The organism is Nonomuraea sp. NPDC049695, from assembly GCF_040674955.1.
In the GTDB taxonomy this organism is placed as follows: Bacteria; Actinomycetota; Actinomycetes; order Streptosporangiales; family Streptosporangiaceae; genus Nonomuraea; species Nonomuraea helvata.
Genome location: NZ_JBFANV010000074.1, coordinates 1 through 25,315 on the forward strand (window position 1 = coordinate 1; position 25,315 = coordinate 25,315).

Consider the following 25,315-nt stretch of genomic DNA (forward strand, 5'->3'; position numbering starts at 1 on the left):
GGGAAACTCCAGACCTGGCCCCGGTTCGGGGCCGAGCAGTTCGGGGCCGAGCAGTTCGGGGCCGAGCAGTTCGGGGCCGAGCAGTTCGGGGCCGAGCAGTTCGGGGCCGAGCAGTTCGGGGCCGAGCGGCAACGACCTTTCGGGCCGGAAGACGGGGCGGCGGCGGGGAAAGCGGGTCGCGGACCCGGCGGATCAGGCGTCGCGGTCGAAGCGAAGGCGGACCTCGGCGGCCAGGGTCTCGTCCTCGTGCCCCAGCCCGTACGACCACACCCGCTCCGCGTCGTCGTCGCGCCCCCGTAGCGGCAGGATCCGGGCCAGGAGCTCGATGGCCAGGGCGCTGGTCTGCGGGTCCGCGCCGGACTCGACGCTCTCCGCGAGCTCCGCGCAGGCCAGATCCAGGTGCGCGATCCCGAGCTGGACCCGCAGCCCCGGCACCTCCTCGGCCGGAGCGACCTCGAGGGCGTCCATCAGCACGTCGGCCGCCGCCCCGGGCTCCCCCTGCTCCAGCAGCAGGCCGGCCAGTTGCTGGGCGGCGTGGGCGCCGACGTGCGGGTCGCGGCCCTCCATGGCGGCGCGCAGCTCGTCCTCGGCCTCGGCCGGGTTGCCGGAGTCCGCGGCCAGCCGGGCCAGCGCGAGGTGGGCCAGCGGCACGTACGTGGGCGTACCGACCCCCAGAACGGCCTGCCAGGCGGCCCTGGCCTGCTCGGCCCGGCCCTCCCGTTCGAACCCCTGAGCGAGGTGGCAGGCGGCCTGCGCGGCGTACTCGGGGTGTCCGGTGGCCAGCGCGGTCCTGGCAGCGGTCCTGGCGGCCTCCACGTCGCCGCGCTCCTCCAGCACCACGGCGAGCCCGACGGCCGCCTGCGCCCTGTCGGGTCCGTCGGGGTCGGCGGCCAGCTCGGCGAGTATGGCGGCGGCGCCGTCGAGGTCGCCGCTCTCGGCCAGGCGGCGGGCGGTGTCGAGAGGCGGGGTCTCCAGCTCTGAGGACGTCAAGGGAGCTCCTTGTGGCGACGGTCGCACCGAGCCTAACGACTTCTGGCGATCATGTCTGCTCAGTTGACGCGGAAGGATTGACCGGCTTCGTACCTTGACGCAACAGCAGGCGCGGCAGCCCCGTCAACACAACGGGACTGCCGCGCCTGAGGGCTGCCTGGTCCTCGTACGCGAAGCGACGAGGACCAGGCAGGCCACTAGTCCTCGTAGGCCTCGAGGGGCGGGCAGGAGCACACCAGGTTCCGGTCCCCGTACGCCTGGTCGATCCGCCGCACCGGCACCCAGTACTTCCCGTCCCGCAGCGACGGCACCGGATAGGCCGCCTCGCTCCGCGAGTAGGGGTGCGGCCACTCGTCCGCGCTGACCGACTCGGCCGTGTGTGGGGCGTTGCGCAGAGGATTGTCCGTCTTGTCGTACTCCCCGGACGCCACCTTGGAGATCTCCCCGCGGATGGCGATCATCGCGTCCACGAACCGGTCGAGCTCCCCGAGGTCCTCGCTCTCGGTCGGCTCGATCATCAGCGTCCCGGCGACGGGGAACGACATGGTGGGCGCGTGGAAGCCGTAGTCGATGAGCCGCTTGGCCACGTCGTCCACGGTGACCCCGGTCTCCTTGGTGATCTGCCGCAGGTCGATGATGCACTCGTGGGCCACCAGCCCGCCGCGGCCGGTGTAGAGCACGGGGTAGTGCGGGGCGAGCCGCCTGGCCAGGTAGTTCGCCGACAGGATGGCCTGCTCGGTGGCCGCCGTGAGCCCTTCCGAGCCCATCATCCTGACGTACGCCCACGAGATCGGCAGGATCCCCGCCGACCCGTACGGCGCCGCCGAGACCGGCCCGACCGGAGTCCCGTTGTGCAGGGGGTGACCGGGCAGGTAGGCCGCCAGGTGGCCGCGTACCGCGACGGGACCGACGCCGGGACCGCCGCCCCCGTGCGGGATGCAGAACGTCTTGTGCAGGTTGAGGTGGGACACGTCGGCCCCGAACTCGCCCGGCTTGGCCAGCCCGACGAGCGCGTTGAGGTTGGCCCCGTCCACGTACACCTGGCCGCCGGCCTCGTGCACCTTGGCGCAGACCTCGGTGATCGACTCCTCGTACACGCCGTGCGTCGAGGGATACGTGACCATGATCGCGGCCAGGCGGTCACGGTGCTTGTCGATCTTGGCGTCGAGGTCGGCCAGGTCGATGTTGCCGTCGGAGTCGCAGGCCACGACCACGACCCGCATGCCGGCCATGACGGCGCTGGCCGCGTTGGTGCCGTGGGCGGAGGACGGGATGAGGCAGACGTCGCGGCTGTCCTGGCCGCCCGCGCGGTGGTAGGCGCGGATGGCCAGCAGCCCGGCGAACTCACCCTGCGAGCCCGCGTTCGGCTGGATGGAGACGCGGTCGTAGCCGGTCACCTCGGCCAGCCAGTCCTCCAGCGTCCCGATCAGCTCCCGGTAGCCCGCGACCTGGTCGTCGGGCGCGTACGGGTGGATCCCGGCGAACTCGGGCCAGGTGATCGGCTCCATCTCGGTGGTCGCGTTCAGCTTCATCGTGCAGGAGCCGAGCGGGATCATCGAGCGGTCGAGCGCGATGTCCTTGTCCTGGAGCTTGCGCAGGTAGCGCAGCATCGCGGTCTCGGAGCGGTGGCTGTGGAAGACCGGGTGGGTCAGGTACGCCGACTCGCGCAGCAGCGAGGCGGGCAGCGCGTCGGAGTCGAGCTCCGCGCCGGTGCGGTCGATCCCGAACGCGGCCCACACCTTGGCCAGCTCGGCGGCCCCGGTCTTCTCGTCGCAGGAGACGGAGACGTGGTCCTCGTCGGCCTGCCAGAGGTTGACGCCCCGCTCGGCGGCGGCGCTCACCACGTCGGCGGCCCCACCGGGAACGCGGACGAGCACGGTGTCGAAGAACTCCCGGTGCACGACCTCCAGCCCCGCCTCGCGCAGCCCGTCGGCGAGGGCCACGGCGTGCCGGTGGATCCGGTGGGCGATCCGGCGCAGCCCCTCGGGGCCGTGGTAGACGGCGTACATGCCGGCGATGACGGCGAGCAGGACCTGCGCGGTGCAGATGTTGCTGGTGGCCTTCTCGCGGCGGATGTGCTGCTCGCGGGTCTGCAGGGCCAGCCGGTACGCGGGGTCGCCGTCGGCGTCCACCGACACGCCGACGAGCCGCCCGGGGAGCTGGCGCTGCAGGCCCTCGCGTACGGACATGTACGCGGCGTGCGGCCCGCCGAACCCGAACGGCACGCCCAGCCGCTGTGAGGACCCGATCGCGATGTCGGCGCCCAGCTCGCCGGGGGCGGCCACGAGCGTCAGGGCCAGCAGGTCGGCGGCGGCCACGACGAGCGCGCCCGCCTCGTGCGCGGCGGCGGCCACGGCGCGGAAGTCACGCAGCCGGCCGGACGCGCCCGGGTACTGCACCAGCAGGCCGAAGCACTCGGGCAGCTCGCCGTCGAGGGAGTGCTCCACGAGCTCGATGCCGAGGGGCTCGGCGCGGGTGGCGAGCACGGCCTTGGTCTGCGGCAGCGCGTCGGCGTCGACCACGAACACATTGCTCTTGGACCTGCCCGCCCGGCGGGCCAGCGTCATCGCCTCGGCGGCGGCCGTGGCCTCGTCGAGGAGAGAGGCGCCCGCGACGGGCAGACCGGTCAGGTCGGTGACGACGGTCTGGAAGTTCAGCAGCGCCTCGAGGCGGCCCTGCGAGATCTCCGGCTGGTACGGGGTGTAGGCGGTGTACCAGCCCGGGTTCTCCAGCAGGTTGCGGCGGATGACCGCGGGCGTGATCGTGTCGTGGTAGCCCAGGCCGATCATCGAGGTGAGCACGCGGTTGCGCCCGGCCAGGGCGCGCAGCTCGGCGATGGCCTCGTCCTCCCCGACGGCTGCGGGCAGCTTGAGCCGGTCCTTGGCCCTGATGGCCTCGGGGACGGCCACCGCCACCAGGTCAGCCACGGACTCGAAGCCCACGGCCTCGAGCATGCGCTGCTGCTCAGCCTCCGACGGGCCGATGTGCCTGGACGAGAACGGCGGAGCTGACAGGTCGGTCATGGAAAGTGCCTCCCGAGGCTATGGAGACCGGCGCCAGGGCGCGGGCGAGTGCCGGATCTCCCCCTCTGTCAGCGCGGCGGGACCGCGACCTGAGAGCTTCACCCCGGTAACGGGGCTTGCACCGTCGGTGAGACGCGCCTGGCGGGCGCGCCTGCTTTCCAGAGTTGCCTCGCCCGAGCGGTACGGGGTGCCTGAGAGATTCCGGGGAGGGTTGCTCCTTCGGCGCCCGGGGGCCCGTGGGCCCCAGGGACTCTCCCGCACGGGGTCGTCAGCCTTGCTGTCCTAGGGTACAACCCTATCCGTTACGGGCGAATTTCCACGACACGGGGCAAAGAGAACTTTCCCGGTATGTTTCCCGGGCCCACCACAAGCGGCGGCGGGCCACTCAGGCAACGGGGCGTGTGAGTCAGCCCATGCGCCGGGCGCGGCGACGGCGGGCCAGTTCGTCAGCGGGGTGGTCGGCCGGGACGCTGTCCTCGACCGCCGCTCGTTCCCCCGGCAGCTCCGCGAGGGAGCCCTCGACCTCGCGCCAGACCCGGCCGAGCGCGATGCCGAACACGCCCTGGCCGCCCTGGAGCAGGTCGATCACCTCATCGGCCGAGGTGCACTCGTAGACACTGACACCGTCGCTCATCAGCGTGATCTGCGCGAGGTCGGCCACCCCGCGGTCACGCAGGTGCTGCACGGCCGTGCGGATCTGCTGGAGCGAGACCCCGGTGTCGAGGAGCCGCTTGACGACTTTGAGCACCAGGATGTCGCGGAAGCTGTAGAGCCGCTGGGAGCCGGAGCCCTGCGCGGCTCTTATCGTGGGCTCCACGAGGCCCGTGCGCGCCCAGTAGTCGAGCTGCCTGTAGGTGATGCCGGCTGCCGCGCAGGCCGTCGGCCCGCGATAGCCGATGTCGGCCGGCAGCGCCGTCGGCTGCTCGTCGAAGAGCAGACCCTGCTCTCCGGCACGCTGCCGCGCACTCTCGCGCCGTACCGGATCTTCCTGGCCGGCCGTCTTTCCCTCGCCGCTGCTGACCGCCACGCGGACCTCCGGCTTTCTCTCATCCCGTGGTCTGATCTGGGGGTTCGTAAAGGGCGACCACGGGTTTCACTTGCACCGTAGGACCGTGACCATGCTCAGTCAACGATCCGGCTCGGCGCGTCGTGAAGCGTAAATGCACCGAAATACCTACCCCGCCCTGCCGAAGTCTTCGGGCGTGATCGTGTCAAGGAACTCCCTGAACTTCTCCACCTCGTCTTCCTGGTCGTCCGGGATGATGACACCGGCCTCCTGGACGACCTCCTCGCTGGCGAAGATGCGCGCTCCGGTGCGCAGGGCGAGCGCGATCGAGTCGGACGGGCGCGCGCTCACCTCCACGCCGTTGGAGAACACCAGGTCGGCGAAGAAGATGCCGTCGCGCAGGGCGACGATGTTGACCGCTCGCAGGCCCACCCCCAGAGCGCTCAGCACGTCTCGGAAGAGGTCGTGGGTGAGCGGCCGCGGTGGGGGCTCCTCCGCTTGGGCCAGGGCGATGGCTGTCGCCTCGGTCATGCCAATCCATATAGGAAGGAACCGCTCCCCGTGTGCCTCCTTGAGCAAGACGATCGGCTGATTTGTGGGCATTTCTACTCGAACGCCCACGACCTCCATCTGCAACACGGGCTGCTCCGTATTCCTGACCGGTCACCCGGCACAGCTATTTGGCTCGTCGCTTCTGCACTGGCTACTGCAATTCAACGTAACACCCGGCGGGCCTGAAGTGCTCCTCCACCTCCCGGCCCGAGGCACCCTCAGCGCCCCAGGACGGAGCGGATCCCCGACCGCACAAGGGATGCGTGCAAATCGAGCAAAAGGGTGGAAAGCTCCCGCGCGACCTCGTCGGCCTCCCCGATGGCGCCGGGGGCTCGCCGCTTGAGTATGGGGGCGACGGCCTGCTCGACCAGGCCGCACTCGCGCTCGGCCGCCGCCTTGACCGCGCGCAGGTGGCGGGCGTGCAGGCCGAAGCGGGCCAGGGAGCCGACGCTGCGGGCCACGTTGAGCGCCTCCTCGTCGTAGCGCCTGGCCACCGGGGCGAGCAGCCCGTAGTCCTCCAGCTCGGTGAGCGTCTCCTCGTCGATCCCGGCCGCCTCGAGCAGCTCGGCCCGGCTGAGCCGGACCTCCTGCTTGTCCTGCAGGGCGCGCGGGCGGCCGAAGCTCTCCGTCATCCTGTCCTTGATCACCCGCAGCGGCAGGTAGTGGTCGCGCTGCTCGGTCAGGATGAAGCGGAGCTGCTCCACGTGCAGGTGGGTGAACTTGCGGTAGCCGGACGGGCTGCGCTCGGGCTCGATCAGCCCCTCACCCTCCAAGAACCGGATCTTGGAGATCGTCACATCGGGGAACTCGCCCTGCAGCAGCGCGAGCACCTCCCCGATGCTCATGTGCGAGCGGGCCGCCTGTGCGCTCATGCGGCCTCCCTCGGGGGCCCCATGAGCTCACATGAGGCTGTGCTTGTCGGTCGCTCGCTTCGCTCGCTCATGTGCCGGCGGTGGTCCTCATCAGGAAGAGGAGGCGGAACTTGCCGATCTGCACCTCGTCTCCGGAGTGCAGGGGGACCTCCTCGATGCGCTCCCTGTTGACGTAGGTGCCGTTGAGGCTGCCCACGTCGCGCACGGAGAACTGGCCACCGCGGTGCCGGTAGAACTCGACGTGGCGGCGGGAGACCGTGATGTCGTCGAGGAAGATGTCGCTCTCCGGATGGCGCCCGGTCGTGGTGAGGTCCTTGTCGAGCCGGAATCGGCTCCCCTGGTTGGGGCCCCTGGTCACCGTGAGCAACGCCGTGCCGGGCGGCAGCTGCTCGACGAGCGCCCGCTCGGCCAGGAGCATGTCGCCTGTCTCAGCCTCGTACGCCTCGATTCCCGCGATGGAGATCGTCGATGTGGTGTCCCCGGAGACCTCGGGTCTGGTCAGCGGTGACCCACAACGGGAACAGAAACGGGCATCCTCGGGGTTGGCGTGCCCGCACTGCGTGCAGTAGACGCTCGGCATCGATCGGCTCGGCCTCCTACCGCGAAGACGCGGCGACGGTGCTCATGGGCGCGCCTCGCTTCGCTTTTTCAAGTTTGCGAATGCCGCAACATACGCTGATCAGCGGCAAAGGTCAAGGCGGGGCACTGGACTGTTGGTTTGGACGCAGACAAAGTTACCGCCGCCCCCGCCCCGTGGTCCATGCCGCCGCGCGTTTCTACATTACGATCTTGCGGCACTCTGTGCGCAAACCGAAAGACGTATTCGGGGACTGACTGTGAGCAGCGGGCGCCCGCACCCGTCATCCCACCACCTCCCTCACCCTGCGTGAGCGCTGGTGACAGCACTGATCCACTGGGCCGATCAACCGGCGGCCTGCTCGACGATGCGGGCCCACCGCTCGAGCAGCGCCTGGGCGCTGTCCATGTCGTTCGCCTCGGCCCACAGGTCCGTGACGGGCTCGGCGGCGGCCGGCAGCACCAGCACCCAGCTCCCGTCCTGATGGGCCAGGCGGACGCCGTCGGTGGTGTCGATGCGGCCGCCGTCCTGCTCGGCCTCGGCCGCCTCGATGACCGAGCGCATGACGGCGCCCTTGGCCGCCCACGGGGTGGGCACGGTGCGCTTGAGCATCTTCACCTCGGGGATCCTGGCGTCGATCTGGCTGAGCGACAGGCGGGTCCGCGCCACCAGGCCGAGCATGCGCATGAACGCGGCCAGCCCGTCGATGGCCGGGCTGAACTCCGGCACGACGAAGCCGCCGCGCCCGTCGGCCGCGAAGATCATGTCGGCGCCCGCGGCGGCCGAGGTGAGGGCGTCGAGCGCGGTGGAGGTCCACTGCACCTCCACGCCGTGGAAGCGGCAGACCTGCTCGGCGACCCTGGTCGTGGTGACCGGCAGCGCCACCTGGCCGCCCCTGCGCTCGGCGGCGACGAGGTCCAGCACGACGAGCAGGGCGCGTTCCTCGCTGATGAGGTGGCCCATCTCGTCCACCAGCGCGATGCGCTCCCCGACCGGGTCGAACCGGACCCCGAACGCCGCCCGCGACGAGCTGACCAGCTCCGACAGGCGCTGCAGGTCGCGGCGGCGCTCGGCGAGCGTCTCGGTGGGCGAGACGTCGTCGAGGCGGGCGTTGACGGTGAGCACCTCGACGCCGACCCGGCCGAGCAGCTTGGGCAGCACCAGTGAGGACGTGCCGCCGGCGCAGTCCACGACGACCTTCATGTCCCTGACGTCGTCCACGTCGATGTGGCGCAGCAGCTCGTTGGTGTAGTCCTCGACGGTCCTGGCCGGGTAGGTCAGCGAGGCGATCTCGCCGGGGAAGGCCCGGCGGTACTCCTGGCGGGAGACGACCCGCTCCAGCTTGCGCTGGGCGGCCGGGGGCAGGTCGGCGCCGCGGCCATCCATGATCACGATGTCCACGCTCTGCGGGTCGCCCGGCGTGGTGCGCAGCGCGATGCCGCCCGCGGCCGACTCCCGTGCCGCGTGGAAGCGGGCGACGGGCAGCGGGGCGGCCTCGAGGTCCAGTACGTTGATCGCGCCCGCGGTGAGCGCGCCGATGACGGCCCGCTTCAGCGCCCTGGCCGCCAGGGAGCAGTCCCGGGAGGTGACGACGTACTCGCCCTTCTTGAGCGTGGTGGCGTACGCGCTGGCCAGTCGGACGCAGAGCTCGGCGGTGATCTCGACGTTGACCAGGCCGCTGACGCCTCTGGGGCCGAACAGGCTGCGCTGGCCGCGCGACTCCCAGATGACGCTGGTGTTGACGACCGCGCCGGCCTCGATGGTCTTGAACGGGTAGACCTTGACGCCGCTGGAGACGTACGCCTCGGCCTCGATGACGCACTCGTCGCCGATGACGGCGTTCTCCTCGATGCGGGCGCCCGCCATGATGTCGGTGCTCTTGCCGATGACGCAGCCGCGCAGGTGGGCGCCGGGGCCGAGGTAGACGTTGTCGTGAACGACCGCGCGGTGCAGGACGGCGCCCTCGCGGACGACGGCGTTGTTGCCGAGCACGGTGTACTCGCGCAGCTCGGCGCCGGCCTCGACCTTGGCGTAGTCGCCGATGAGCAGCGGGCCCTTGAGCACGGCCTCGGGGTCCACGGAGGCCGAGTCGGCGACCCAGACGCCCGGCGAGAGCTCGAAGCCGTCGATGTCCAGGTCCACCTTGCCCGACAGGGCGTCGGCCTGGGCCTTGAGATAGCTGTCGTGGGTGCCGACGTCCTCCCAGTAGCCGTCGGCCACGTAGCCGTAGATGGCGGCGCCGCGGTCGAGGAGGGCGGGGAAGACGTCGGAGGACCAGTCGACGGGCTCGTCCGGGGCCACCTCGTCGAGGACCTCGGGCTCCATGACGTAGATGCCGGTGTTGACGGTGTCGGAGAAGACCTGGCCCCAGGTGGGCTTCTCGAGGAACCGCTGAACGCGCCCCTCGTCGTCCACGATGATGATCCCGAACTCGAGGGGGTTCGGCACGCGCTTCAGGCCGATGGTCACAAGCGCCGAATTTTCACGATGAAATCGGATCATGTCCGATAAATCGATATCCGTCAGGGCATCGCCGGAGATGACCAGGAAGCGGTCGTCGCGGAGGCGGTCGGCGGCGTTCTTGACACTGCCCGCCGTGCCGAGGGGCAGTTCCTCGGTGGCGTACTCGAGGCTCATGCCCAGCTCGTCGCCGTCGCCGAAGTAGTTGCGCACCAGGGCGGCCAGGAACTGCAGCGTGACCACCGTCTCGGTGACGCCGTGCCGCTTGAGCAGGCGCAGCACGTGCTCCATGATCGGGCGGTTGGCCACGGGAAGCAATGGTTTGGGCTGGTTGGCGGTCATGGGACGCAGCCGCGTGCCCTCTCCCCCTGCCATGACGACCGCCTTCACCCGATCACTCCTTTTTGGCCGAGGTTACGAGTTGGAGCACCTGCACCACGTACAGCACGCCCGCCCACCAGTACAGGCCCGTTCCCCACAGCGCGAACGCCCACCCGACAATTCGCGCTATATCGGCATACCACCCCGTGTGGGAGGCAAGGAAGAGGAGGGGGAAGGCGTACATGAGGTTGAACATGGCGGCCTTGCCCAGGAAATGCACCTGAAGTGCCTTGTAGCCATGTTTGCGTAGTACTGGGATGAAACTTCCGACGAAGAGCTCGCGCCCCAGGATGATCAGCACCAGCCACCACGGGATGACCTCACGGAGCAGCAGGCCGACGATGGTGGCGAAGACGTAGAGCTTGTCCGCCGCGGGGTCGATGATCCGGCCGAGCCTGCTGGTCTGGTTGAACGCCCGAGCGATCTTCCCGTCGAGCCAGTCGGTGAACCCGGCCACCGCGAGAATCCCGATGGCCCACCCGTCGGCCTTGGGTCCGAGAACCAGCCAGAGGAACACGGGGACGCCCAGGAGGCGCAGGAAGCTCAGGACGTTGGGAACCGTCCAGATTCGGTCCTCGGCGGAAGTTTCGCTCACGGAGCAGACCCTACTGCGTGGAACTCCAACACAGCGGCCCCGCAGGTGCCCACCTGTTCACCCCCGCCCCGGCGCGGCATACGGCCACCCCTGCCGGACGCGGCCGTCCCTCCGCTGGAGGCCCGCCTGTGCCGGACGCGGCCGCCCCTCCGACGGTGGCCGCCCCTCCCCCGGAGGTAGCCGTCCCGTGCGCCTTGCCCCGGGCCGCACGAGCGCCGGGTCGGCGAGACGCCCGACGGCGCGACCCGGCGCAAAGCGTACGGCGGCGCGCCCCATCCACGTGGCACGGGGCGGCGGATCGGCGCACCGCAAGGGCCAACGTCCCGTCGCCCGCGGGTCGAGACTCGGCCGACGCTCGTCAAGCGGCGGGCGCCATGCCCCACCAGAGCCGACACGTCTCCCCATGGTGCGGGGCGTGGCCGGACGTGACTGTGGCGCCCATGACGGCGACCCGGCCGGGCGCGGCGGGCGAGGCCGCCCACGTGGAGGACCGCAGCAGCGTGGCAGCCCGCCGTCCATGGAGCGCGGGGTCCGAGGGACAGCGCGCCACGCCCAGCGGACACGCAGTGGCCAGGTCCGAGGGACAGCGCGCCACGCCCCGCGGGCGCATGGCGGTCAGGTGCGGAGGAAGGCGTGGGTACGGCCCAGCTCCACGAAGCCGAGCTTGGCGTAGAAGTCCTTGGGCCAGTCGGACGCGTCGGCCACCAGGAAGATCAGCTCGGCCTCGGCCGCCTGAGCGAGCAGTGCCGTCATCAAGGCGCGCGCATAGCCCATGCCCCGATGCTGTTCGCCGGTGAAGACGCTCTCGATCTGGGCGACGCCTCCGTGCACGTACAGGTCGGCCCTGGCGGCGATCTCCCCGTCCGGGGCGCGTACCCCCCAGAAGCTCACCGCGTCGGCGCCGTGCAGCCGGACCTCCACCCGCCGGGCGAGCCGGTCGATCGCCTCCTCCGGCGCCTGGGGCAGCGTCGCCCGCCAGTCACGCCGCACCACGGGCAGCAGCTCAGCCAGCGAGAGCCGCTCAGCCTCGGGCAAGCCGGGCAGGCCGGGTGGGAACTCGCCGTGGAAGGCCATGATCAGGTTGATCTCCTGCTCGTAGCCCGCGGCGGCGAACGCAGGCGCGAGAGCGGTCCCGAGCCGGTCGTCGTCCACGCACACCAGCCGGTGGTCCCGCCCCTCGAGCACCTCGTCCGCCGCCCGCAGCAGCCTCGAGGCCGCCTCCGGCGCAGCACCGGACGCCCCCAGCGCGGCAGCACCGCCGGAAGGCTCCAGCGCAGCACCGCCGGACGCCTCAGGGCCGGGGCCGACGATCAGCTTGTTGTCGTCGTACGAGCCGGGAAACCGATCGTCCAGCACCGCGAACCCGCCGGGCACCGCCACCACCCGGGGCGCCTTGCGGCGGGCGAAGGCGTGCTGGAAGTCCACCGCGCGACCCAGGTCCCCCACTGCCGCGGCCGCCCGGTGCGGCGGAAGATCAGCCGGCATCGCGGACGGCCCGCAGGAAGTCACGGATGAGGGCCGAGTCCTTCGCCCCGGGCGAGGTCTCGACGCCGCTGGACACGTCGACCCCCCAGGGGCCGGCGGCCGCGATCGCCTCCGTCACGTTCGCGGGCGTGAGTCCGCCGGCCAGCAGCCACTGGCCGGAAGGGCGGCCGCGGACGGCCGCCCAGTCCCACGCCTGGCCCGAGCCGGCGTGCGGCGCGTCCACGAGGAGCAGGTCCTCGTCATAGGCCCCGCACCGCAGGTCGGCCTCCGCGTCGACGGCCCTGATCAGCCGGAGCCCGAGGTCCTTGAGTGCGGTGAAGTCGCCGTGCGGGTGCCTGCCGTGGAGCTGGATGGCCCGCACCCCGGACGCCAGCGCCGCCGCCCGCACCGTGTCCGGGTCCTCCCCGCGGAACACCCCGACGGTCAGCACGTGGCCGGGCACCGCCGCGGCCAGTTCCGCCGCCCGCTCGGGCGTGATCCTGCGGGGGCTCCGGGTCATGACGAACCCGATCGCGTCCGCGCCCGCCTCGACGGCGGTGGCCACGTGCTCGGGCTCGCTCAACCCGCAGATCTTCACATACACCACACCCATGACCCTAGCGGCGGCGGGAGGCTGCCGGTGACCATGCCCAGACGAGTACGGCGACGATCAGCCCGAACAGGAGCACCCCGTTGGGCAGGTGCGCCCCCAGCCACGGCCAGGTGAAGTGCTGGGCGAGCCCCACGACCAACAGCGCGACGCTGGCCAGCGCGGGCCAGCCCGCCCCGCGGCCGGGGCGCCAGACGAGGACGGCCAGGACGATCTGGACGAGGGCCACGAGGTGGACGACCATGCCGGCCATGACATGGGTCTCGATCATGGAGTCGGACTCCACGGCCTGGCCGGCGAACGAGGCGGCCACGAGCAGCGCGGCGGCCTGGGCGGTGGCGGCGACGCGCAGGCTGTAGAGCAGGCCCGGTGAGGTCCGGCCGGCCGTCTTGGGGGGCTGGACCATGGTTTCCCGCATGGTGATCAGAGGTCCTTCCTGGAGAGGGAGCGAGTTGAAGGACCCATGTTCGGGGCGGAGATGGTGAGTGGTCGTCAGCCTGCGGGATGACCCGGGTCCGCCGCCGGGCGGACCCGGGCACCGCTCAGGAGGGCGGGCGCGGCTGGCGTACCGGGCGGAAGGAGGCGTCGACCAGCCCCGTGCGGTGGGCCACGACCGCGGCCTGGATGCGGTTGCGCAGCCCCAGCTTGTCCATGGCCGCCGCGATGTGGGTCTTGACCGTCGTCACCCCCACGTGCAGCTCATCGGCGATCTCCGCGTTGGACAGCCCCGTGCCGACCAGGGCGAGCACCTCGAGCTCGCGTTCGGTCAGCCCGGCGGGCGGGGGCGCGGCGGCCTGCTCCTCGGCCGACAGGAACCGCTCCACGACCCGCCGCAGCACGGACGGCGCCAGGAGCTGTTCCCCCGTGGCCGCCCGGCGGACGGCGTCCACCATGCGTTCGGGCTCGTCGTCCTTGACCAGGAAGCCGACCGCGCCGGCCCGCAGCGCGGCGTAGACGTCGGCGTCCTCGGCGAACGTCGTCAGCACCACGATCCGGATGCCCGGCCGGGCGGCGAGCACGCGCTTGATCGCCTCCAGCCCGTCCACCCTGGGCATGCGCAGGTCCATGAGGATCACGTCGGGCAGGTGGCGCTCGGCCAGGCGCACCGCCTCGGCTCCGTCCTCGGCCTCGCCCACGACCTCCATGTCGCCCGCGGCCTGCAGCAGCATCCGCACGCCTGCCCGTACGAGCGCCTGGTCGTCGGCCACCAGCACCCGGATCACGCGGCGCTCCTCGACGGCAGGCTGGCGGCCAGCAGCCAGCCGCCCTCGCCGTCCGGCCCGGCGCTGAGAGTGCCTCCGAGGGTGCGGACGCGTTCGCGCATGCCGGCCAGGCCGCGCCCGGACGAGGGCAGGCGTTCGACGACGCTGGGCGGGCGGCCGTTGCGGATCTGCACCGACAGCCCCTGCTCCGATGGGGTGACGCTGACGCGGACCCGGGTTCCGGGGCCGGCGTGTTTGAGCACGTTGGTGAGTCCTTCCTGGACGATGCGGGCGGCGGAGGCCCGGGCGATGAGCGGAGCCTGGTCGGTGGCGGGATCGAGGTCGAGGTCCACGACGAGTCCGGCGGCGGCCATGCGTTCGGCGGACTCGCGGACCACGTCGGAGGGGTTGGCCAGCAGGTCGGGCTGGCGTTCGGGGTCGCGCATCAGGTCGAGCAGGTCGCGCAGGTCCTGCAGCACCTGGTGGCCCGTCTCGCGGATGTCGGTGAGGGCGTCGGCGACGGGGCCGTCGGACGCGGTGAAGCGGGCGGCGGAGGCCCGCAGCACCATCGCCCCCACGTGGTGGGCCACGATGTCGTGCACGTCGCGGGCGATACGCTCGCGCTCGGCGAGCTGGTCGGCACGCACCTGGGCGACGGCCGCCCGGGCGGACTCCTCGGCGCGCAGCCGCTCCGCGGCGGCCGCCGCCTGCCGCATCCCCAGGTAGCGGCCGATCGCGATGGGCGTGGCCACCAGCGTCATGAGGATCCCCACGCGGATCTCGGTCACCTGGACGCCGGGGCCGACGACGGCGATCGCGGTCAGCATGCAGCCCGCGAAGTACGCGACCACCGTCCACGCCCACGAGTTCACCCGCATGGCGAACACGCCGATCGCGATCAGCGTGAGGATCACGCAGGTGTTGACGGCCTCGTTCAGGTAGGTGTCGGTGACGACGAGCAGGACGCCCTGCGCCAGGAACACGAGCCCCGGCAGCCGCCTGGCGACGCCCAGCGACAGGCCGCCGACCACGGCGAGCAGCCCGACCACCCAGACGGGCTGGCTGCCCAGGTGCCAGCTGGTCCAGGTGCTGAGCACGGTGATCGCCACCCCGCCGGCCGCCAGCAGGGCGTCCGGTGTGACGTCCGGCTCCTCCAGCCGCCCCGCGGAGCTGCGCAGGTAGGCCCCGAGCAGGACGGGGAAGACCGGCAGGAAGACCGAGTACATCCAGGAGTTCGTGGTGAACGCGATGCCGGGATCGGCCAGGTTGACCGATGTCGCCGTGATCGTGGCGGCGACGGCGACCGCGACGGCCCGCCACCCGGATCGGTAGGCCGCCGCCCCGAGCGCCACGCAGACGAGCATCTGCGCCGTGTTGGCGGTGAACGAGCCGAGCTGGTCGGTCACGATCAGGAACCCGGCCAGGTAGAGGGTGACCGGCACCGGCCAGCGCCGGACGAACCCCATGGGCAGGCCCACCAGGAGCGCCATCGGGATGTTCATCTCGGCGGGCAGGTATTCGGTGTCACCGGCATGTGCCGTCGTCAACAGATCCAGGCCCACGCCCGAGGCCGCAAGCAGGACATCCAGCGGCAAACCACGCCAACGCATGCCCCTCACGGTATCCGTCCAGGCCGGCGACCTGATCCTCCGCGCGGAGGACCCCGCCTCCTCCATCTGGCCGGAGGTCCGCCCCGATGACGGAGCGCCCGGAGGCGATACCGGCCCTAACTTTCCGGACATGTCCCACGACACCGCACTTTTCCTCGGCCAATTTCTCCGCACCCCGGCCACGATCGGGGCGGTCGCGCCCAGCTCGCGGCGGCTCGCCTCGGCCGTCTGCGCGCCCATCCCCGAGCGCGGCGAGCCTACGGTGGTGGAGCTCGGCCCCGGCACCGGCCCGTTCACGGCGGAGATCCAGCAGCGGCTGGGCGGGCGCGGTCACCACCTGGCCGTGGAGGTCAACGAGCCGATGGCGCGGCTGCTGGCGGCCCGCTTCCCGGCCGTGGACGTGGTGCACGCCGACGCCGCCCGGCTGGGCGAGCTGCTCGGCGAGCGCGGGCTGCTGCAGGCGGACGTGGTGGTGAGCGGACTGCCGTGGGCGGCGTTCCCTCAGACGTTGCAGCACTCGCTGCTGGACGCGGTGACGTCGGCGATGAGCCCGGGAGCGGCGTTCACGACGTTCTCCTACATTCACGCCATCCCGCTGAGCTCGGCCCGGCGTTTCCGCGCGCTGCTGGCCGAGCGGTTCGAGGAGGTCGTGCCGGGACGTACGGTGTGGCGCAACGCTCCCCCGGCCTTCGTCTTCCATGCGCGCAGGCCGCGGACTTAAAGTGAGGGGAGGCGGCCATGGTGCGCGCAGGCCGGGGTGAGTCTCTGCCTCGTCCCCGGAGCAACGTTCTCGGCCTCGGTGAACAGGCCCTCGACATCCGCGCGACCACAGGCCGCCCCGTCCTCCCCCCGCTACCCGAGCCTGGGGGAAGCACACCCCCGATTCAGCCGAACGACGGGGGCCGCTTCTCCCGCAGCGCGCGCACGCCCTCGGCCACGTCCGGTCCGGTGAACCCGAGGAACTCCATGGCCAGGGAGGCGTCGAAGGTCGGCCCGGCCAGGCGCAGCCAGTTGTTGAGCGAGTACTTGGTCAGCCTGATCGCCTCCTGGGCGCCCGAGGCGAGCCTGACCGCGATCTCCATGGCCTTGTCGTGCACCTGGTCGTCGTCCACGCAGAGGCTGACCAGGCCCATCCGCTCGGCCTGCTCGCCCGTGACGGGCTCGCACAGCAGCAGGTGGTATTTCGCCTTGGCCAGGCCGCACAGCAGCGGCCACACGATCGCCGCGTGGTCGCCCGCGGCGACGCCGAGCCTGGTGTGCCCGTCGATGATGCGCGCGGTGCGGCCCGCGACGGAGATGTCGGCCAGCAGCGCCACGGCCAGGCCGGCTCCGACCGCCGGGCCCTGGATGGCCGAGACGATCGGCTTGGAGCAGTTGAGCACGTTGTAGACGATGTCGCGGGCCTCGGCGAACACGCGCAGCCTGGTGGCGTGGTCGCGGGTCATCTCCTCGATCATGGACAGGTCGCCGCCGGCGGAGAACGCCTCACCCTCTCCCCTGACGAGCACGGCCCTGACGCCGTCGTCCCGGTCGGCGTCGCGCCAGATCTCGCCCAGCTCACGGTGGGCGGTCGTGTTGACGGCGTTGAGCCTGGACGGCTCGCTGATCGTGACCCGCAGCACGCCGTCGGCCGGGGTGTCGATCTTGAGTTTGGCGTACGTCAAAAGGACTCCCCCAGCGTCAGAACGACTCCCGCAGCCGCTCGGCAACGTATTCGCGGGCCTCGAGCGCCTGGTCGAACAGGCCCGGCAGGACGAAGAAGCCGTGCACCGCGCCGTCGAACCTGCGCAGCTCGGCCGGCACGCCCGCGTCCGCCAAGCGGTACGCGTACCGCTCGCCCTCGTCCCTGAGCACGTCGCACTCGGCGGTCACCACCGTCGCGGGCGCGAGGCCGGTCACGTCGGGCAGGCGCAGCGGCGACAGCCGCGGGTCCTCCGGGTCGGCGCCCGGCGCGTACTGCTGGACGAACCACGCCATCTCCTCGGCGTCCAGCCCGAACCCCCTGGCGAACTCGCGATAGCTCGGCGTGTCCATGCCCACGTCGAGGATGGGATAGAACAGCGCCTGGTGGGTGAGGGTCAGCCCGGCGTCGCGGGCCTGCCAGGCGGCGACGGCCGCGAGGTTGCCGCCCGCGCTGTCGCCGACGACGGCCACGCTGCCGTTGCTCTGGTAGAAGGCGGGGCGGGCGAAGATGTCGCGCACCACCGTCCAGGCGTCCTCTGCGGCGGCCGGGAACGGATGCTCCGGCGCCAGGCGGTAGTCGACGGAGACCACCACGGCGCCGGTGCGGATGGCCAGGTCGCGCCCGGTCGCGTCGTTGCGCCTGACGCTGCCGAAGACCCAGCCGCCGCCGTGGAAGTAGACCACGACCGGCAGCAGGCCGTCGCCCGGGTCCGCGCGGTAGATCCGGATGGGCACGCCCTCGGCCAGCTCGTCCCGGACGAACGGCAGTTTCGTCAGCGGCCCCCGGTGGGCGGCCAGGCCGTCGTGTGCGCGCAGCTCCTGGATGCCGGCCAGGTCGAGCGAGGCCGGATCGGTGTTCAGATCCGAGGGGTAGAGGGCGACGTACTCCCGGGCCTGGGGGTGCAGCGGCATGATCGCAGCCTAGCGGGCTGCCTCGATGAACGCATCGAAGAGCCGGCCGTCGCCGTCGCGTTCGGGGTGCCACTGGACGCCCACGCCGAACCTGTGGCCCTGCAGCTCGATGCCTTCGACGATCTGGTCCTCGGCCCAGGCCACGGCCAGCAGGCCGCTGCCGAGGCGGCGTACGGACTGCTGGTGGGGCGCGGAGACCTCGACCCGGTCGCCCACGGCCTTGCCGAGCTTGCTGGAGACGCTGACCTGGATCGTGTGGCCGGCGCCCGGCTCGCCGTGGCGGTCGTTGTCGAGCACCTCGGGCAGCCAGGGGATCAGCGTGCCGCCCTGGGCGACGTTGAGCACGTGCATGCCCCTGGCGATGGCGAGGACGGGCAGGTCGGCCCGGACGGCGGCCCTGGCCAGGGCCAGCTCGAACCGGTCGCGGTGCTGCTGCGGCTCGGCGACGCGCTCGTCGTGCTCGCCGCCGTAGGTGTCCGCGCCGAGCTCCGCGCCCCCGGCCAGCACGATGCCCTGGAGGCCGCGTACGTAGTCGTCGACGGCGGGTGTGCCGATCGGCGGCAGCATCACGGGCGCGCCCCCGGCCCGTCCGACCGCCCTGGCGTAGGAGGGAGGCGACAGCACGGCCTCGCGCACGTAGTCACTCCAGCGGGCGGCCTCGAAGTAGGAGGTGATACCGATCAGCGGTCGGGACATGCGATCTCCAGGGGGCATGGGAGCCGTGCCGCCGTCAGCCTGTCGAGGTGACGGCCACATGGCCCCATCATGGCGCAGACTCTTTCCGATATGTCACCTCTCCCAAAGATCTACTCCTTCTGTCCCGGCGGAGTGACGCGCCGCCCTCGTCCCAGGATCTTCAGGCGGCACGGCGTCAGGGCATGCGGCACTGGCGACCTGGCCACCGGTGGCGCTGTGCCGGGGGTGACAGGGCCGTCGACACCGCCGCCCGCACGATCGGCGGGGCTCAGGCCAGCGCGGGCGTGACGTAGACCTCGGCGCCCGGGGGCAGGGCGCAGTCGAGGTCGCCGAACCCCGTGGCGTTCTCACTGCACACGATCATGCTGATGTGCCTGCGGATGCGCCCGTACTCGTCGCGCAGCCGCTCCTCCAGCAGCGGGTGCGTGCGCCGGAGCATGTCGAGCGCGGACCCCAGGGTGGGCGCGGAGCCGCGCTCGGCGGCGACGGCGAAGACCTTGACCTCCGCTCGCCCGCTCACCCACCGCCGCAGCATGACCGGGAGCACGAAGACCACCATCGTCACCATCATCTAGAGCACCGCCGCGCGCACCGTGAGCACGTCGGGCAGGTGGCGGCCGACCAGTGACCAGGTCTCGCCGTCGTCGCGGGAGCAGTAGACCTCGCCGTCGCGCGTGCCGAAGAACAGCCCGGCCTCCGACGCGGTCATCGCGTCACGCAGCACGCTGCCGTGCACGGGCCCCTCGGGCAGCCCCTCGCCGAACGGCCGCCACGTCTGGCCCGCGTCGTCGCTGCGGAAGACGCGGTAGCGGTGATCGACCGGGGTGCGGTCCATGTCGGCCGTCAGCGGCAGCACGAAGACCGTGCCGGACCGCGACGGGTGCGCCGCGATCGGGAAGCCGAAGTCCGACGGCAGCTCCGAGCCGATGTCGTGCCAGCTCCCGCCGAAGTCGTCGCTGCGGTAGACGCCGAAGTGGTGCTGCAGGTAGAGCCGCTCCGGCCGGGACGGGTCCATGGTGACCTTGTGCACGCACTGCCCGAACTCCGGGTACTGCTGCCCCTCCGGCATGAACGGGGCCCGGATGTTCTGGTTGGCGGCCTCCCATGACAGGCCGCCGTCGGTGGAGCGGTAGAAGCCGCCGGTGGAGATCGCGACGCCGATGCGCTGGGGGTCGCTCGGGTGCAGGACGATCGTGTGCAGGCACAGCCCGCCGCCGCCCGGCTGCCACTGCGGCCGGTGCGGGTGCTCCCACAGCCCCTCGACCAGCCGGTAGGTGATGCCGCCGTCCTCGGAGCGGAACAGCGCGCCCGGCTCGACGCCCGCCCACACTACGCCGGGCTCGGACGGCGAGGTCGCGAGCTGCCACACCTTGGTCAGGGTCGTCTCCGTCTTTTCCGGGAAGGCGATGGGCGGCTGCTCGGCTTCGCCCCACGTCTTTCCGAGGTCGTCCGAATAGACAACGGACGGACCGAAATGACCGTATTCGATGCCGGCCAGGAGCCGGGGCGTGGCGCCGCGGGTGTCGATCGCCACCGAGGGCACCGCGACCGTGGAGAACTGGATCGGCTCGATCTCGAACGGGCCGCCGCCGGTCGAGCGGGCGAGGAACAGGCCCTTACGGGTGCCGATCGCGAGGACTGCGTCACTCATGGCTACGCTCCTTGTCGTCGTGCGGCCATCGTGCCACGCGAGACCGACAGGTTCTGAGGACTGGGAGTTTTCCTCCTACAGGAGCCGCATTACCTGGGAGGTAATCGAGACGCTTCCCTCCAGGCGATAGCGTGCCGGACATGGGAGCCGTAGCCATATATGAGGAGTCTTTTGGTGATCTGTTGCGTTCGTGGCGGCAGCGCCGGCGGGTGAGCCAGCTGGACCTGGCCATCGAGGCCGACGTTTCGGCCCGCCACATCAGCTTCCTGGAGACCGGGCGCGCCCGGCCGAGCCGCGAGATGGTGATCAAACTGGCCGAGGAGCTGGAGGTGCCGCTGCGGCACCGTAACAGGCTGCTGGTTTCTGCTGGGTTCGCGCCGATCTATCCCGAAAGAGAGGTACGCGCCCCGGAGTTCGGGCTGGTACGCCAGGCGCTGGACAAGATCCTGGCCGGGCACGAGCCGTACCCGGCGGTCGTGGTGGACGCGGCGTGGAACCTGGTGGCGGCCAACTCGGCGGCCTCGATGTTCATGGAGGGGGTGCCGGACGAGCTGCTGAAGGAGCCGATCAACGTGATGCGGCTGTCGCTGCACCCGCGGGCGATGGGCGGCCGGCTGCTGAACCTGGCCGAGGTCCGGGCCCACCTGCTGCACCAGCTGCGCAGGCAGGCCGAGGTGTCCGGCGACGGGCGGCTGGCCGAGCTGCACGACGAGCTGGCCTCGTACACGTACGAGGGCGTGGACCTGAACGTGGCGCACGTGCCCGGCCCCGCGGACATCCTGGTCCCGCTGCGGATCGCGGCCGGTGACCGGGTGCTGTCGATGTTCACCACGATCGCGACGTTCGGGACGCCGGTGGACGTGACGGTCTCCGAACTGGCCATCGAGACGTTCTGGCCGAACGACGAGGAGACGGCGGCCGCGTTCCAGGCCGGTTAGCTCGGCTGGGCCCCTTCAGGAGGGTGCGGTCAGCGGGCCGTGGCGGGCAGGTCGGGCGCCGGCTCGCCCGCCGCGACGGGCGCCTCGATCGCGAGCGTGGCGCGGCCGCCGCCGGTGATCGGCAGGCCGCCCGTGACGGTGTAGGTGCGCACGTCGTACGCGCCTCCCGAGGGGGCGGCCGCGGCCGTGAAGGCCACGTAGGCGTTGCCCCCGGGGATGATCGAGGTGGAGAGATAGTCGCCCGCCATGCGGCCGTGCGCGCTGTTGGCGAACCAGCCGAGGTCCATCGGCCCCTGCAGCTCGGCGGGGCGCGACCAGCTCCCGCCGCCGTTGCCCGAGGAGGTGTAGCCGACCGTCAGGCGGCAGGTGGCGGCCGTGCAGTCGGCGGAGGGGTAGCGGTAGTAGGCGAGCGCCAGCCGGGCGGCGCCGCCCGAGCTGTCGCGGTCGACGCCGAGGCCGGGGATGAAGTGGTCGCCGCCGTCGTCCGTGACGCGCGTGACGTGGCCCCACTCCTCGCCGGTGGCCGAGGTGCTCATGACGATGTCGTTGCCGCCGCAGCTGAGCTGGAAGCGGCAGTCGTGCCAGGCCACGTACACGGTGCCGCGCGCGTCGCTCTCCGCCGACGGCAGCGGTAAGGCCCGCAGGCCGCCGGCGACCAGGTGCCGCCGCACGGTCGCGACGAGCACATCGTCGTCCCAGCTCGCGCCGCCGTCGCCGGAGCGCATGGAGCGGATCTGCTGCTGCCTGCTCAGGTACGCCACCACGACGGCGCCGTCGGGCCGCACGACCGGCTGCGCGCCGAGGCCGGTCGCGGGCGTGGCGCTCTCCTGCCAGGTCAGGCCGCCGTCGGAGGAGCGGGACACCTTGATCGCGTTGCCCGCGGCGGCGTCGTCGTAGACCGTGTAGCAGCGGCCGTAGAAGGGGCTGCGCGGGGCGTTGTCGCAGGCGGTCCAGCTCTTGTCCAGGTCGCCCCCGTCCGCGACGGCGGTCGTGACCGGCTCTGCCCAGGTCAGGCCGCCGTCGGTGGAGCGGCTGATGACCACGGCCGCCCCGACGATCCCGCCCGTGTCGGTGAGCGCCAGCGAGGAGATCAGCCAGACGCCGTGCCTGGCGTCGAAGGCCACCGAGGGGTCGCTCACGCGGTTGAAGGGCCCGCCGCCGAACGTGGTGATCCCCGGCAGGACGCCCTTGGTCCACGTGACGCCGTTGTCGGTGGAGGTGGCGAACGCGATGCCGGACGCCCCTCCGTCGAAGAACCGGCCCGCCTGCTGCGCGGCCACGACGGTCGTGCCCGCCTGGAAGGTGTCGGGGCCGGCCTGGGTGCCGTGCTGGCTGGTGGCGTTCGCGTACGAGTCGGCTCCGAGCTCCGTCAGCGGGACGGTCTCGGACGCCAGGGCCGGGACGGGGGTCAGGAGAAGCGTGATGATCAGCAGCCCGCCGATTCCTCGGCGCCTGGCGGGGGATGGCACAGTCCACCTCCACGTTGGCGTGTCATCCCCTACCTCGCACGTTTCGACCCGAACTGTCAAGATCTGTCAGCGTTCGGCCTGGATGACATCCCGGTGGATGCGCGACAGGGGCACGCCGTCGATCTGGAGGCGGCGGACCGTCTCGTTGACCATGGAGGTCGGGCCGCACACGTACACGTCGTGCTCGGCCCAGGAGTGGAAGCGCTGCGTGACCTCGGGCAGGTGGCCCCGCATCCCGTCGTACGAGGGTTCGTCCGACACCACGGGCAGCACCCGCAGCCAGGGGAACGACGACTCCATCCTGATCAGGTCCGGCAGGTCGTACAGCTCCTCGGACGTGCGCGCGCCGTACAGCAGGTGGATGTTGGGGCGGCGGCCCGAGGCGATGATGTGCTCGATGATCGCCTTCAGCGGCGCCAGCCCGGTGCCGCCCGCCACGCAGAGCACGTCACGGGTGCTGCGCTCGCACGGGGCCATCGTGCCCATCGGCGGGCCGAGCATGAGCGTGTCCCCGATGCGGGTGTGCCTGGCGAGCGTGGTGGACACCCAGCCGCCGGGGACCGAGCGGACGTGGAGCCTGATCGTGTTGTCGGGGCGCGGCGCGTTCGCGATGGAGAAGGTCCGCCAGACGCGGGGCCAGCGCGCGGTCTGCACGGTGACGTACTGCCCCGGCGTGAACGGCAGCCGCTCCGTCGGCCGCAGCGTGAGGACCGCGATGTCGCGATGGCGCTGCTCGTGGTCGATCACGTCGGCCAGCCACCAGGCGGGCGCGGCTCCCGCGTCCGACCCGGCCGCCTCGATCATGAGATCCGCGGCCGCCGTGTACGCCGCCACCCAGGCGGCCTCGATCTCGTGGTTCCAGACGTCGGCCGCGAAACGGCGGACGGTGGCGAGCAGCGCGTTGCCGACGGCGGTGTAGTGCTCGGCGAGCACGCCGTACTTGCGGTGGTCCCTGCCCAGCTGGCCCAGGTAGGCCGCGAGGCTGTCCGGGCTGTCCAGGCTCCACACGATCCGTGTCAACGCGCTGAACAGGCGGTCCCGCTGGACGTCCATGGCGGGCGGGAACATGCCGCGCAAGTGCGGGCTTTCGGCGAACAGCCGGCCGTAGAAGTAGGCCGTGGCCTTGTCGGCCTGCGGTTCGATGACGGAGAAACTCTCTTTTACCAGGCGCGGATTCAACGACATTTACCAACCCCACCTAGGGACCGGAAAGGTATTCCGGTCGTGTCGTTCACCTCCTTGACGGCTCCGGGTCTTGAGCGCCCGGTCCCTCCCCGGCACTCCGATGCGCTCGAAATTGAGTCTTACACCACCGATGACCCGCCACAACCGTTTCTCCCCAATACGGTGCGATGCGAGCTATCCGTAGCCGTCTGGTGATTTTCCGTGCCTGTTTTTCGGTCGGTTAATGCGAGTAAAAATCACATTCAATGCCCGGCTGGTGGAAGCTGAGCGGGCGGGCGTACCATCCGGCCATGGCAGCCCTCCATCCCAGACGGGTGGCCTGGGAAGGCGCGCGGATCTTCGTCTGCGCCGCGAACACGGACGCCTACTGGTGGCTCAGCGACACGATCGGCCGCTATCTGGGGATCATCTACCAGCTGCAGCTGTGCGAGACGCGGCTGCGGTTGCAGGCGGAGGCGGAGGCGGTCCACGCGGAGGCGGGCGTCTGGCGCGCCCGGTTGGACGAGCTCCTCGACACCCACCCCACGGCGGCGGAGATCCTCACCCAGATGATCAGCGAGACCACCTCCCGGCTGCCCTGACAGCCGATCAGCGCCTGGTTCAGGGACAGACCCGCCCGTTGGCCTCGAACGCCTCATGGGTGAGCGGCATGAGCTCCGCCCACAACGCCTCCATCTTCTCGGCGACCATCTCGATCTCGCGCTGCGGGAACGACGGGAACGTGGAGTCCTCCCGTTTCACCCGCAGCGACAGGAAATTCATCAGGGCACGGGCGTTGCAGGTGGCGTACATCGAGGAATAGAGACCCACGGGCAGGACGGTGCGGGCCACCTCGCGCGCCACCCCCGCTTCGAGCATTTCCAGATAGGCCCGGTAGGACTGCCGGCAGCTTTCCTGGGTCGCCTCCGTCACCAGCTTGTGCTGCTCGGCCGTGCCGTCCAGGAACACATACTTGCCGGGCTTTCCCTCTTGCACCAGCTTCCGGTCGGGCCCCGGCACATAGAAAACCGGCGTCAACTTCCGGTATCTCCCGGACTCCTCGTTATAGGAAAAGGTGCGGTGCCGCATGAACTCCCGGAAAACGAAGATCGGCGCGCTGATGTAGAAGGTCATGGAAGAGTGCTCGAACGGCGTGCCGTGCCGGTCGCGCATCAGGAAGTTGATGAGGCCCTTGGAACGCTGGGGATCGGCTTCGATCTCCGCCAGAGAGCTCTCACCCTTCGTGGAGACGCGGGCGGCCCACAGCACGTCGGCGTCGGACGCGGCGGCCTTCACCAGCTCCACGTCCACATCGCTGCGGAACTTGATCTCGGTCTCGGGTTCGGCGTTGCCCATGGAGCCCCCGCTCAGGTTGGGTGTTGTGACGGCCTCAAGCAAACCAGGTCGGGGCCACTCGGCGCGAGTCGGCGGTGGCCGGCCCCCTGATCATGCCCGCGAGG

The 25,315-nt window shown here is 71.3% G+C and carries 24 protein-coding genes and 1 riboswitch; of the genes, 3 read left to right on the top strand and 21 right to left on the bottom strand.

Going from position 1 to position 25,315, the window contains the following annotated elements; all coding sequences use genetic code 11:
- Positions 1-192: 192 nt before the first annotated feature.
- The 13 genes from AB0J64_RS42370 to AB0J64_RS42430 all read right to left on the bottom strand — a co-directional run bounded on the left by AB0J64_RS42370 (position 193) and on the right by AB0J64_RS42430 (position 15,342).
- Positions 193-990 (bottom strand): tetratricopeptide repeat protein, encoded by a 798-nt coding sequence (locus AB0J64_RS42370; protein WP_364040900.1) that lies wholly within the window; start codon positions 988-990, stop codon positions 193-195.
- Positions 991-1,187: 197 nt separating this feature from the next.
- Positions 1,188-4,013, bottom strand: a complete 2,826-nt coding sequence (gcvP, locus tag AB0J64_RS42375; RefSeq protein ID WP_364040903.1) for an aminomethyl-transferring glycine dehydrogenase — start codon at positions 4,011-4,013, stop codon at positions 1,188-1,190.
- Positions 4,014-4,181: 168 nt separating this feature from the next.
- Positions 4,182-4,281: riboswitch (glycine riboswitch) on the bottom strand.
- Positions 4,282-4,419: 138 nt separating this feature from the next.
- Positions 4,420-5,040 (bottom strand): MerR family transcriptional regulator, encoded by a 621-nt coding sequence (locus AB0J64_RS42380; protein ID WP_345002793.1) that lies wholly within the window; start codon positions 5,038-5,040, stop codon positions 4,420-4,422.
- 147 nt (positions 5,041-5,187) lie between these two features.
- Positions 5,188-5,658, bottom strand: a complete 471-nt coding sequence (locus AB0J64_RS42385) for a bifunctional nuclease family protein (protein WP_090771501.1) — start codon at positions 5,656-5,658, stop codon at positions 5,188-5,190.
- A gap of 131 nt (positions 5,659-5,789) precedes the next feature.
- On the bottom strand, positions 5,790-6,443 hold the full coding sequence (locus AB0J64_RS42390; protein ID WP_364040907.1) for a MerR family transcriptional regulator: 654 nt from the start codon (positions 6,441-6,443) through the stop codon (positions 5,790-5,792).
- A gap of 67 nt (positions 6,444-6,510) precedes the next feature.
- Positions 6,511-7,023 (bottom strand): FHA domain-containing protein, encoded by a 513-nt coding sequence (locus tag AB0J64_RS42395; protein ID WP_345002791.1) that lies wholly within the window; start codon positions 7,021-7,023, stop codon positions 6,511-6,513.
- A gap of 342 nt (positions 7,024-7,365) precedes the next feature.
- Entirely contained in the window at positions 7,366-9,870 is a 2,505-nt protein-coding gene (locus AB0J64_RS42400) for a mannose-1-phosphate guanyltransferase (protein WP_364040911.1), read from the bottom strand.
- A gap of 4 nt (positions 9,871-9,874) precedes the next feature.
- Positions 9,875-10,456, bottom strand: a complete 582-nt coding sequence (locus AB0J64_RS42405; protein WP_364040914.1) for a CDP-alcohol phosphatidyltransferase family protein — start codon at positions 10,454-10,456, stop codon at positions 9,875-9,877.
- A gap of 615 nt (positions 10,457-11,071) precedes the next feature.
- The gene (locus AB0J64_RS42410) at positions 11,072-11,941 is read right to left on the bottom strand and encodes a GNAT family N-acetyltransferase (RefSeq protein ID WP_364040917.1); all 870 of its coding nucleotides are present in this window, start codon (positions 11,939-11,941) and stop codon (positions 11,072-11,074) included.
- Positions 11,931-12,533, bottom strand: coding sequence for a phosphoribosylanthranilate isomerase (locus AB0J64_RS42415; protein ID WP_364040920.1), 603 nt, complete (start codon positions 12,531-12,533; stop codon positions 11,931-11,933). The genes AB0J64_RS42410 and AB0J64_RS42415 overlap by 11 nt, the downstream gene beginning before the upstream one ends.
- Before the next feature lie 4 nt (positions 12,534-12,537).
- Positions 12,538-12,948, bottom strand: coding sequence for a hypothetical protein (locus tag AB0J64_RS42420; protein ID WP_364040923.1), 411 nt, complete (start codon positions 12,946-12,948; stop codon positions 12,538-12,540).
- 124 nt (positions 12,949-13,072) lie between these two features.
- A complete protein-coding gene (locus AB0J64_RS42425; RefSeq protein WP_364040926.1) occupies positions 13,073-13,753 on the bottom strand; it encodes a response regulator transcription factor in 681 nt (226 codons plus the stop codon).
- Positions 13,750-15,342, bottom strand: a complete 1,593-nt coding sequence (locus AB0J64_RS42430) for a histidine kinase (RefSeq protein ID WP_364040929.1) — start codon at positions 15,340-15,342, stop codon at positions 13,750-13,752. The genes AB0J64_RS42425 and AB0J64_RS42430 overlap by 4 nt, the downstream gene beginning before the upstream one ends.
- A gap of 130 nt (positions 15,343-15,472) precedes the next feature.
- Between AB0J64_RS42430 and AB0J64_RS42435 the strand changes: the two genes are divergently transcribed.
- Entirely contained in the window at positions 15,473-16,063 is a 591-nt protein-coding gene (locus tag AB0J64_RS42435) for a methyltransferase domain-containing protein (protein WP_364040932.1), read from the top strand.
- Between the two features lie 163 nt (positions 16,064-16,226).
- Here AB0J64_RS42435 and AB0J64_RS42440 read toward each other — a convergent pair whose 3' ends face one another.
- The 5 genes from AB0J64_RS42440 to AB0J64_RS42460 all read right to left on the bottom strand — a co-directional run bounded on the left by AB0J64_RS42440 (position 16,227) and on the right by AB0J64_RS42460 (position 20,284).
- Positions 16,227-17,006, bottom strand: coding sequence for an enoyl-CoA hydratase/isomerase family protein (locus AB0J64_RS42440; RefSeq protein WP_364040935.1), 780 nt, complete (start codon positions 17,004-17,006; stop codon positions 16,227-16,229).
- Between the two features lie 16 nt (positions 17,007-17,022).
- On the bottom strand, positions 17,023-17,937 hold the full coding sequence (locus AB0J64_RS42445) for an alpha/beta hydrolase (protein WP_364040938.1): 915 nt from the start codon (positions 17,935-17,937) through the stop codon (positions 17,023-17,025).
- Positions 17,938-17,946: 9 nt separating this feature from the next.
- Positions 17,947-18,633, bottom strand: coding sequence for a gamma-glutamyl-gamma-aminobutyrate hydrolase family protein (locus tag AB0J64_RS42450; protein WP_364040941.1), 687 nt, complete (start codon positions 18,631-18,633; stop codon positions 17,947-17,949).
- Between the two features lie 268 nt (positions 18,634-18,901).
- Positions 18,902-19,204, bottom strand: a complete 303-nt coding sequence (locus AB0J64_RS42455) for a hypothetical protein (RefSeq protein ID WP_364040944.1) — start codon at positions 19,202-19,204, stop codon at positions 18,902-18,904.
- Positions 19,205-20,284: an exo-alpha-sialidase gene (locus AB0J64_RS42460; protein ID WP_364040947.1), complete on the bottom strand. Its 1,080-nt coding sequence runs from the start codon at positions 20,282-20,284 to the stop codon at positions 19,205-19,207.
- A gap of 140 nt (positions 20,285-20,424) precedes the next feature.
- Between AB0J64_RS42460 and AB0J64_RS42465 the strand changes: the two genes are divergently transcribed.
- Complete coding sequence (locus AB0J64_RS42465; RefSeq protein WP_364040950.1) at positions 20,425-21,222, top strand: helix-turn-helix transcriptional regulator; 798 nt, start codon at positions 20,425-20,427, stop codon at positions 21,220-21,222.
- A gap of 29 nt (positions 21,223-21,251) precedes the next feature.
- Here AB0J64_RS42465 and AB0J64_RS42470 read toward each other — a convergent pair whose 3' ends face one another.
- Positions 21,252-22,691 (bottom strand): sialidase family protein, encoded by a 1,440-nt coding sequence (locus AB0J64_RS42470; RefSeq protein WP_364040953.1) that lies wholly within the window; start codon positions 22,689-22,691, stop codon positions 21,252-21,254.
- A 66-nt stretch (positions 22,692-22,757) separates the two neighbouring features.
- Entirely contained in the window at positions 22,758-23,876 is a 1,119-nt protein-coding gene (locus AB0J64_RS42475; RefSeq protein ID WP_364040956.1) for a globin domain-containing protein, read from the bottom strand.
- Between the two features lie 290 nt (positions 23,877-24,166).
- Between AB0J64_RS42475 and AB0J64_RS42480 the strand changes: the two genes are divergently transcribed.
- The gene (locus tag AB0J64_RS42480; RefSeq protein ID WP_364040959.1) at positions 24,167-24,457 is read left to right on the top strand and encodes a hypothetical protein; all 291 of its coding nucleotides are present in this window, start codon (positions 24,167-24,169) and stop codon (positions 24,455-24,457) included.
- Positions 24,458-24,476: 19 nt separating this feature from the next.
- Here the strand turns inward: AB0J64_RS42480 and thyX are convergent, their stop codons facing one another.
- The gene (thyX, locus tag AB0J64_RS42485; RefSeq protein WP_345002772.1) at positions 24,477-25,211 is read right to left on the bottom strand and encodes an FAD-dependent thymidylate synthase; all 735 of its coding nucleotides are present in this window, start codon (positions 25,209-25,211) and stop codon (positions 24,477-24,479) included.
- Positions 25,212-25,315 lie beyond the last annotated feature (104 nt).

Coding starts and splice junctions, on each gene's coding strand:
- AB0J64_RS42450 (WP_364040941.1), bottom strand. CDS start 18,633: ATGTCCCGACCGCTGATCGGTATCACCTCCTACTTCGAGGCCGCCCGC.
- AB0J64_RS42455 (WP_364040944.1), bottom strand. CDS start 19,204: ATGATGGTGACGATGGTGGTCTTCGTGCTCCCGGTCATGCTGCGGCGG.
- AB0J64_RS42475 (WP_364040956.1), bottom strand. CDS start 23,876: ATGTCGTTGAATCCGCGCCTGGTAAAAGAGAGTTTCTCCGTCATCGAA.
- thyX (WP_345002772.1), bottom strand. CDS start 25,211: ATGGGCAACGCCGAACCCGAGACCGAGATCAAGTTCCGCAGCGATGTG.
- AB0J64_RS42415 (WP_364040920.1), bottom strand. CDS start 12,533: ATGGGTGTGGTGTATGTGAAGATCTGCGGGTTGAGCGAGCCCGAGCAC.
- AB0J64_RS42480 (WP_364040959.1), top strand. CDS start 24,167: ATGGCAGCCCTCCATCCCAGACGGGTGGCCTGGGAAGGCGCGCGGATC.
- AB0J64_RS42410 (WP_364040917.1), bottom strand. CDS start 11,941: ATGCCGGCTGATCTTCCGCCGCACCGGGCGGCCGCGGCAGTGGGGGAC.
- AB0J64_RS42460 (WP_364040947.1), bottom strand. CDS start 20,284: ATGAGTGACGCAGTCCTCGCGATCGGCACCCGTAAGGGCCTGTTCCTC.
- AB0J64_RS42465 (WP_364040950.1), top strand. CDS start 20,425: ATGGGAGCCGTAGCCATATATGAGGAGTCTTTTGGTGATCTGTTGCGT.
- gcvP (WP_364040903.1), bottom strand. CDS start 4,013: ATGACCGACCTGTCAGCTCCGCCGTTCTCGTCCAGGCACATCGGCCCG.
- AB0J64_RS42435 (WP_364040932.1), top strand. CDS start 15,473: ATGTCCCACGACACCGCACTTTTCCTCGGCCAATTTCTCCGCACCCCG.
- AB0J64_RS42390 (WP_364040907.1), bottom strand. CDS start 6,443: ATGAGCGCACAGGCGGCCCGCTCGCACATGAGCATCGGGGAGGTGCTC.
- AB0J64_RS42395 (WP_345002791.1), bottom strand. CDS start 7,023: ATGCCGAGCGTCTACTGCACGCAGTGCGGGCACGCCAACCCCGAGGAT.
- AB0J64_RS42445 (WP_364040938.1), bottom strand. CDS start 17,937: ATGCCGCTGCACCCCCAGGCCCGGGAGTACGTCGCCCTCTACCCCTCG.
- AB0J64_RS42430 (WP_364040929.1), bottom strand. CDS start 15,342: ATGCGTTGGCGTGGTTTGCCGCTGGATGTCCTGCTTGCGGCCTCGGGC.
- AB0J64_RS42420 (WP_364040923.1), bottom strand. CDS start 12,948: ATGCGGGAAACCATGGTCCAGCCCCCCAAGACGGCCGGCCGGACCTCA.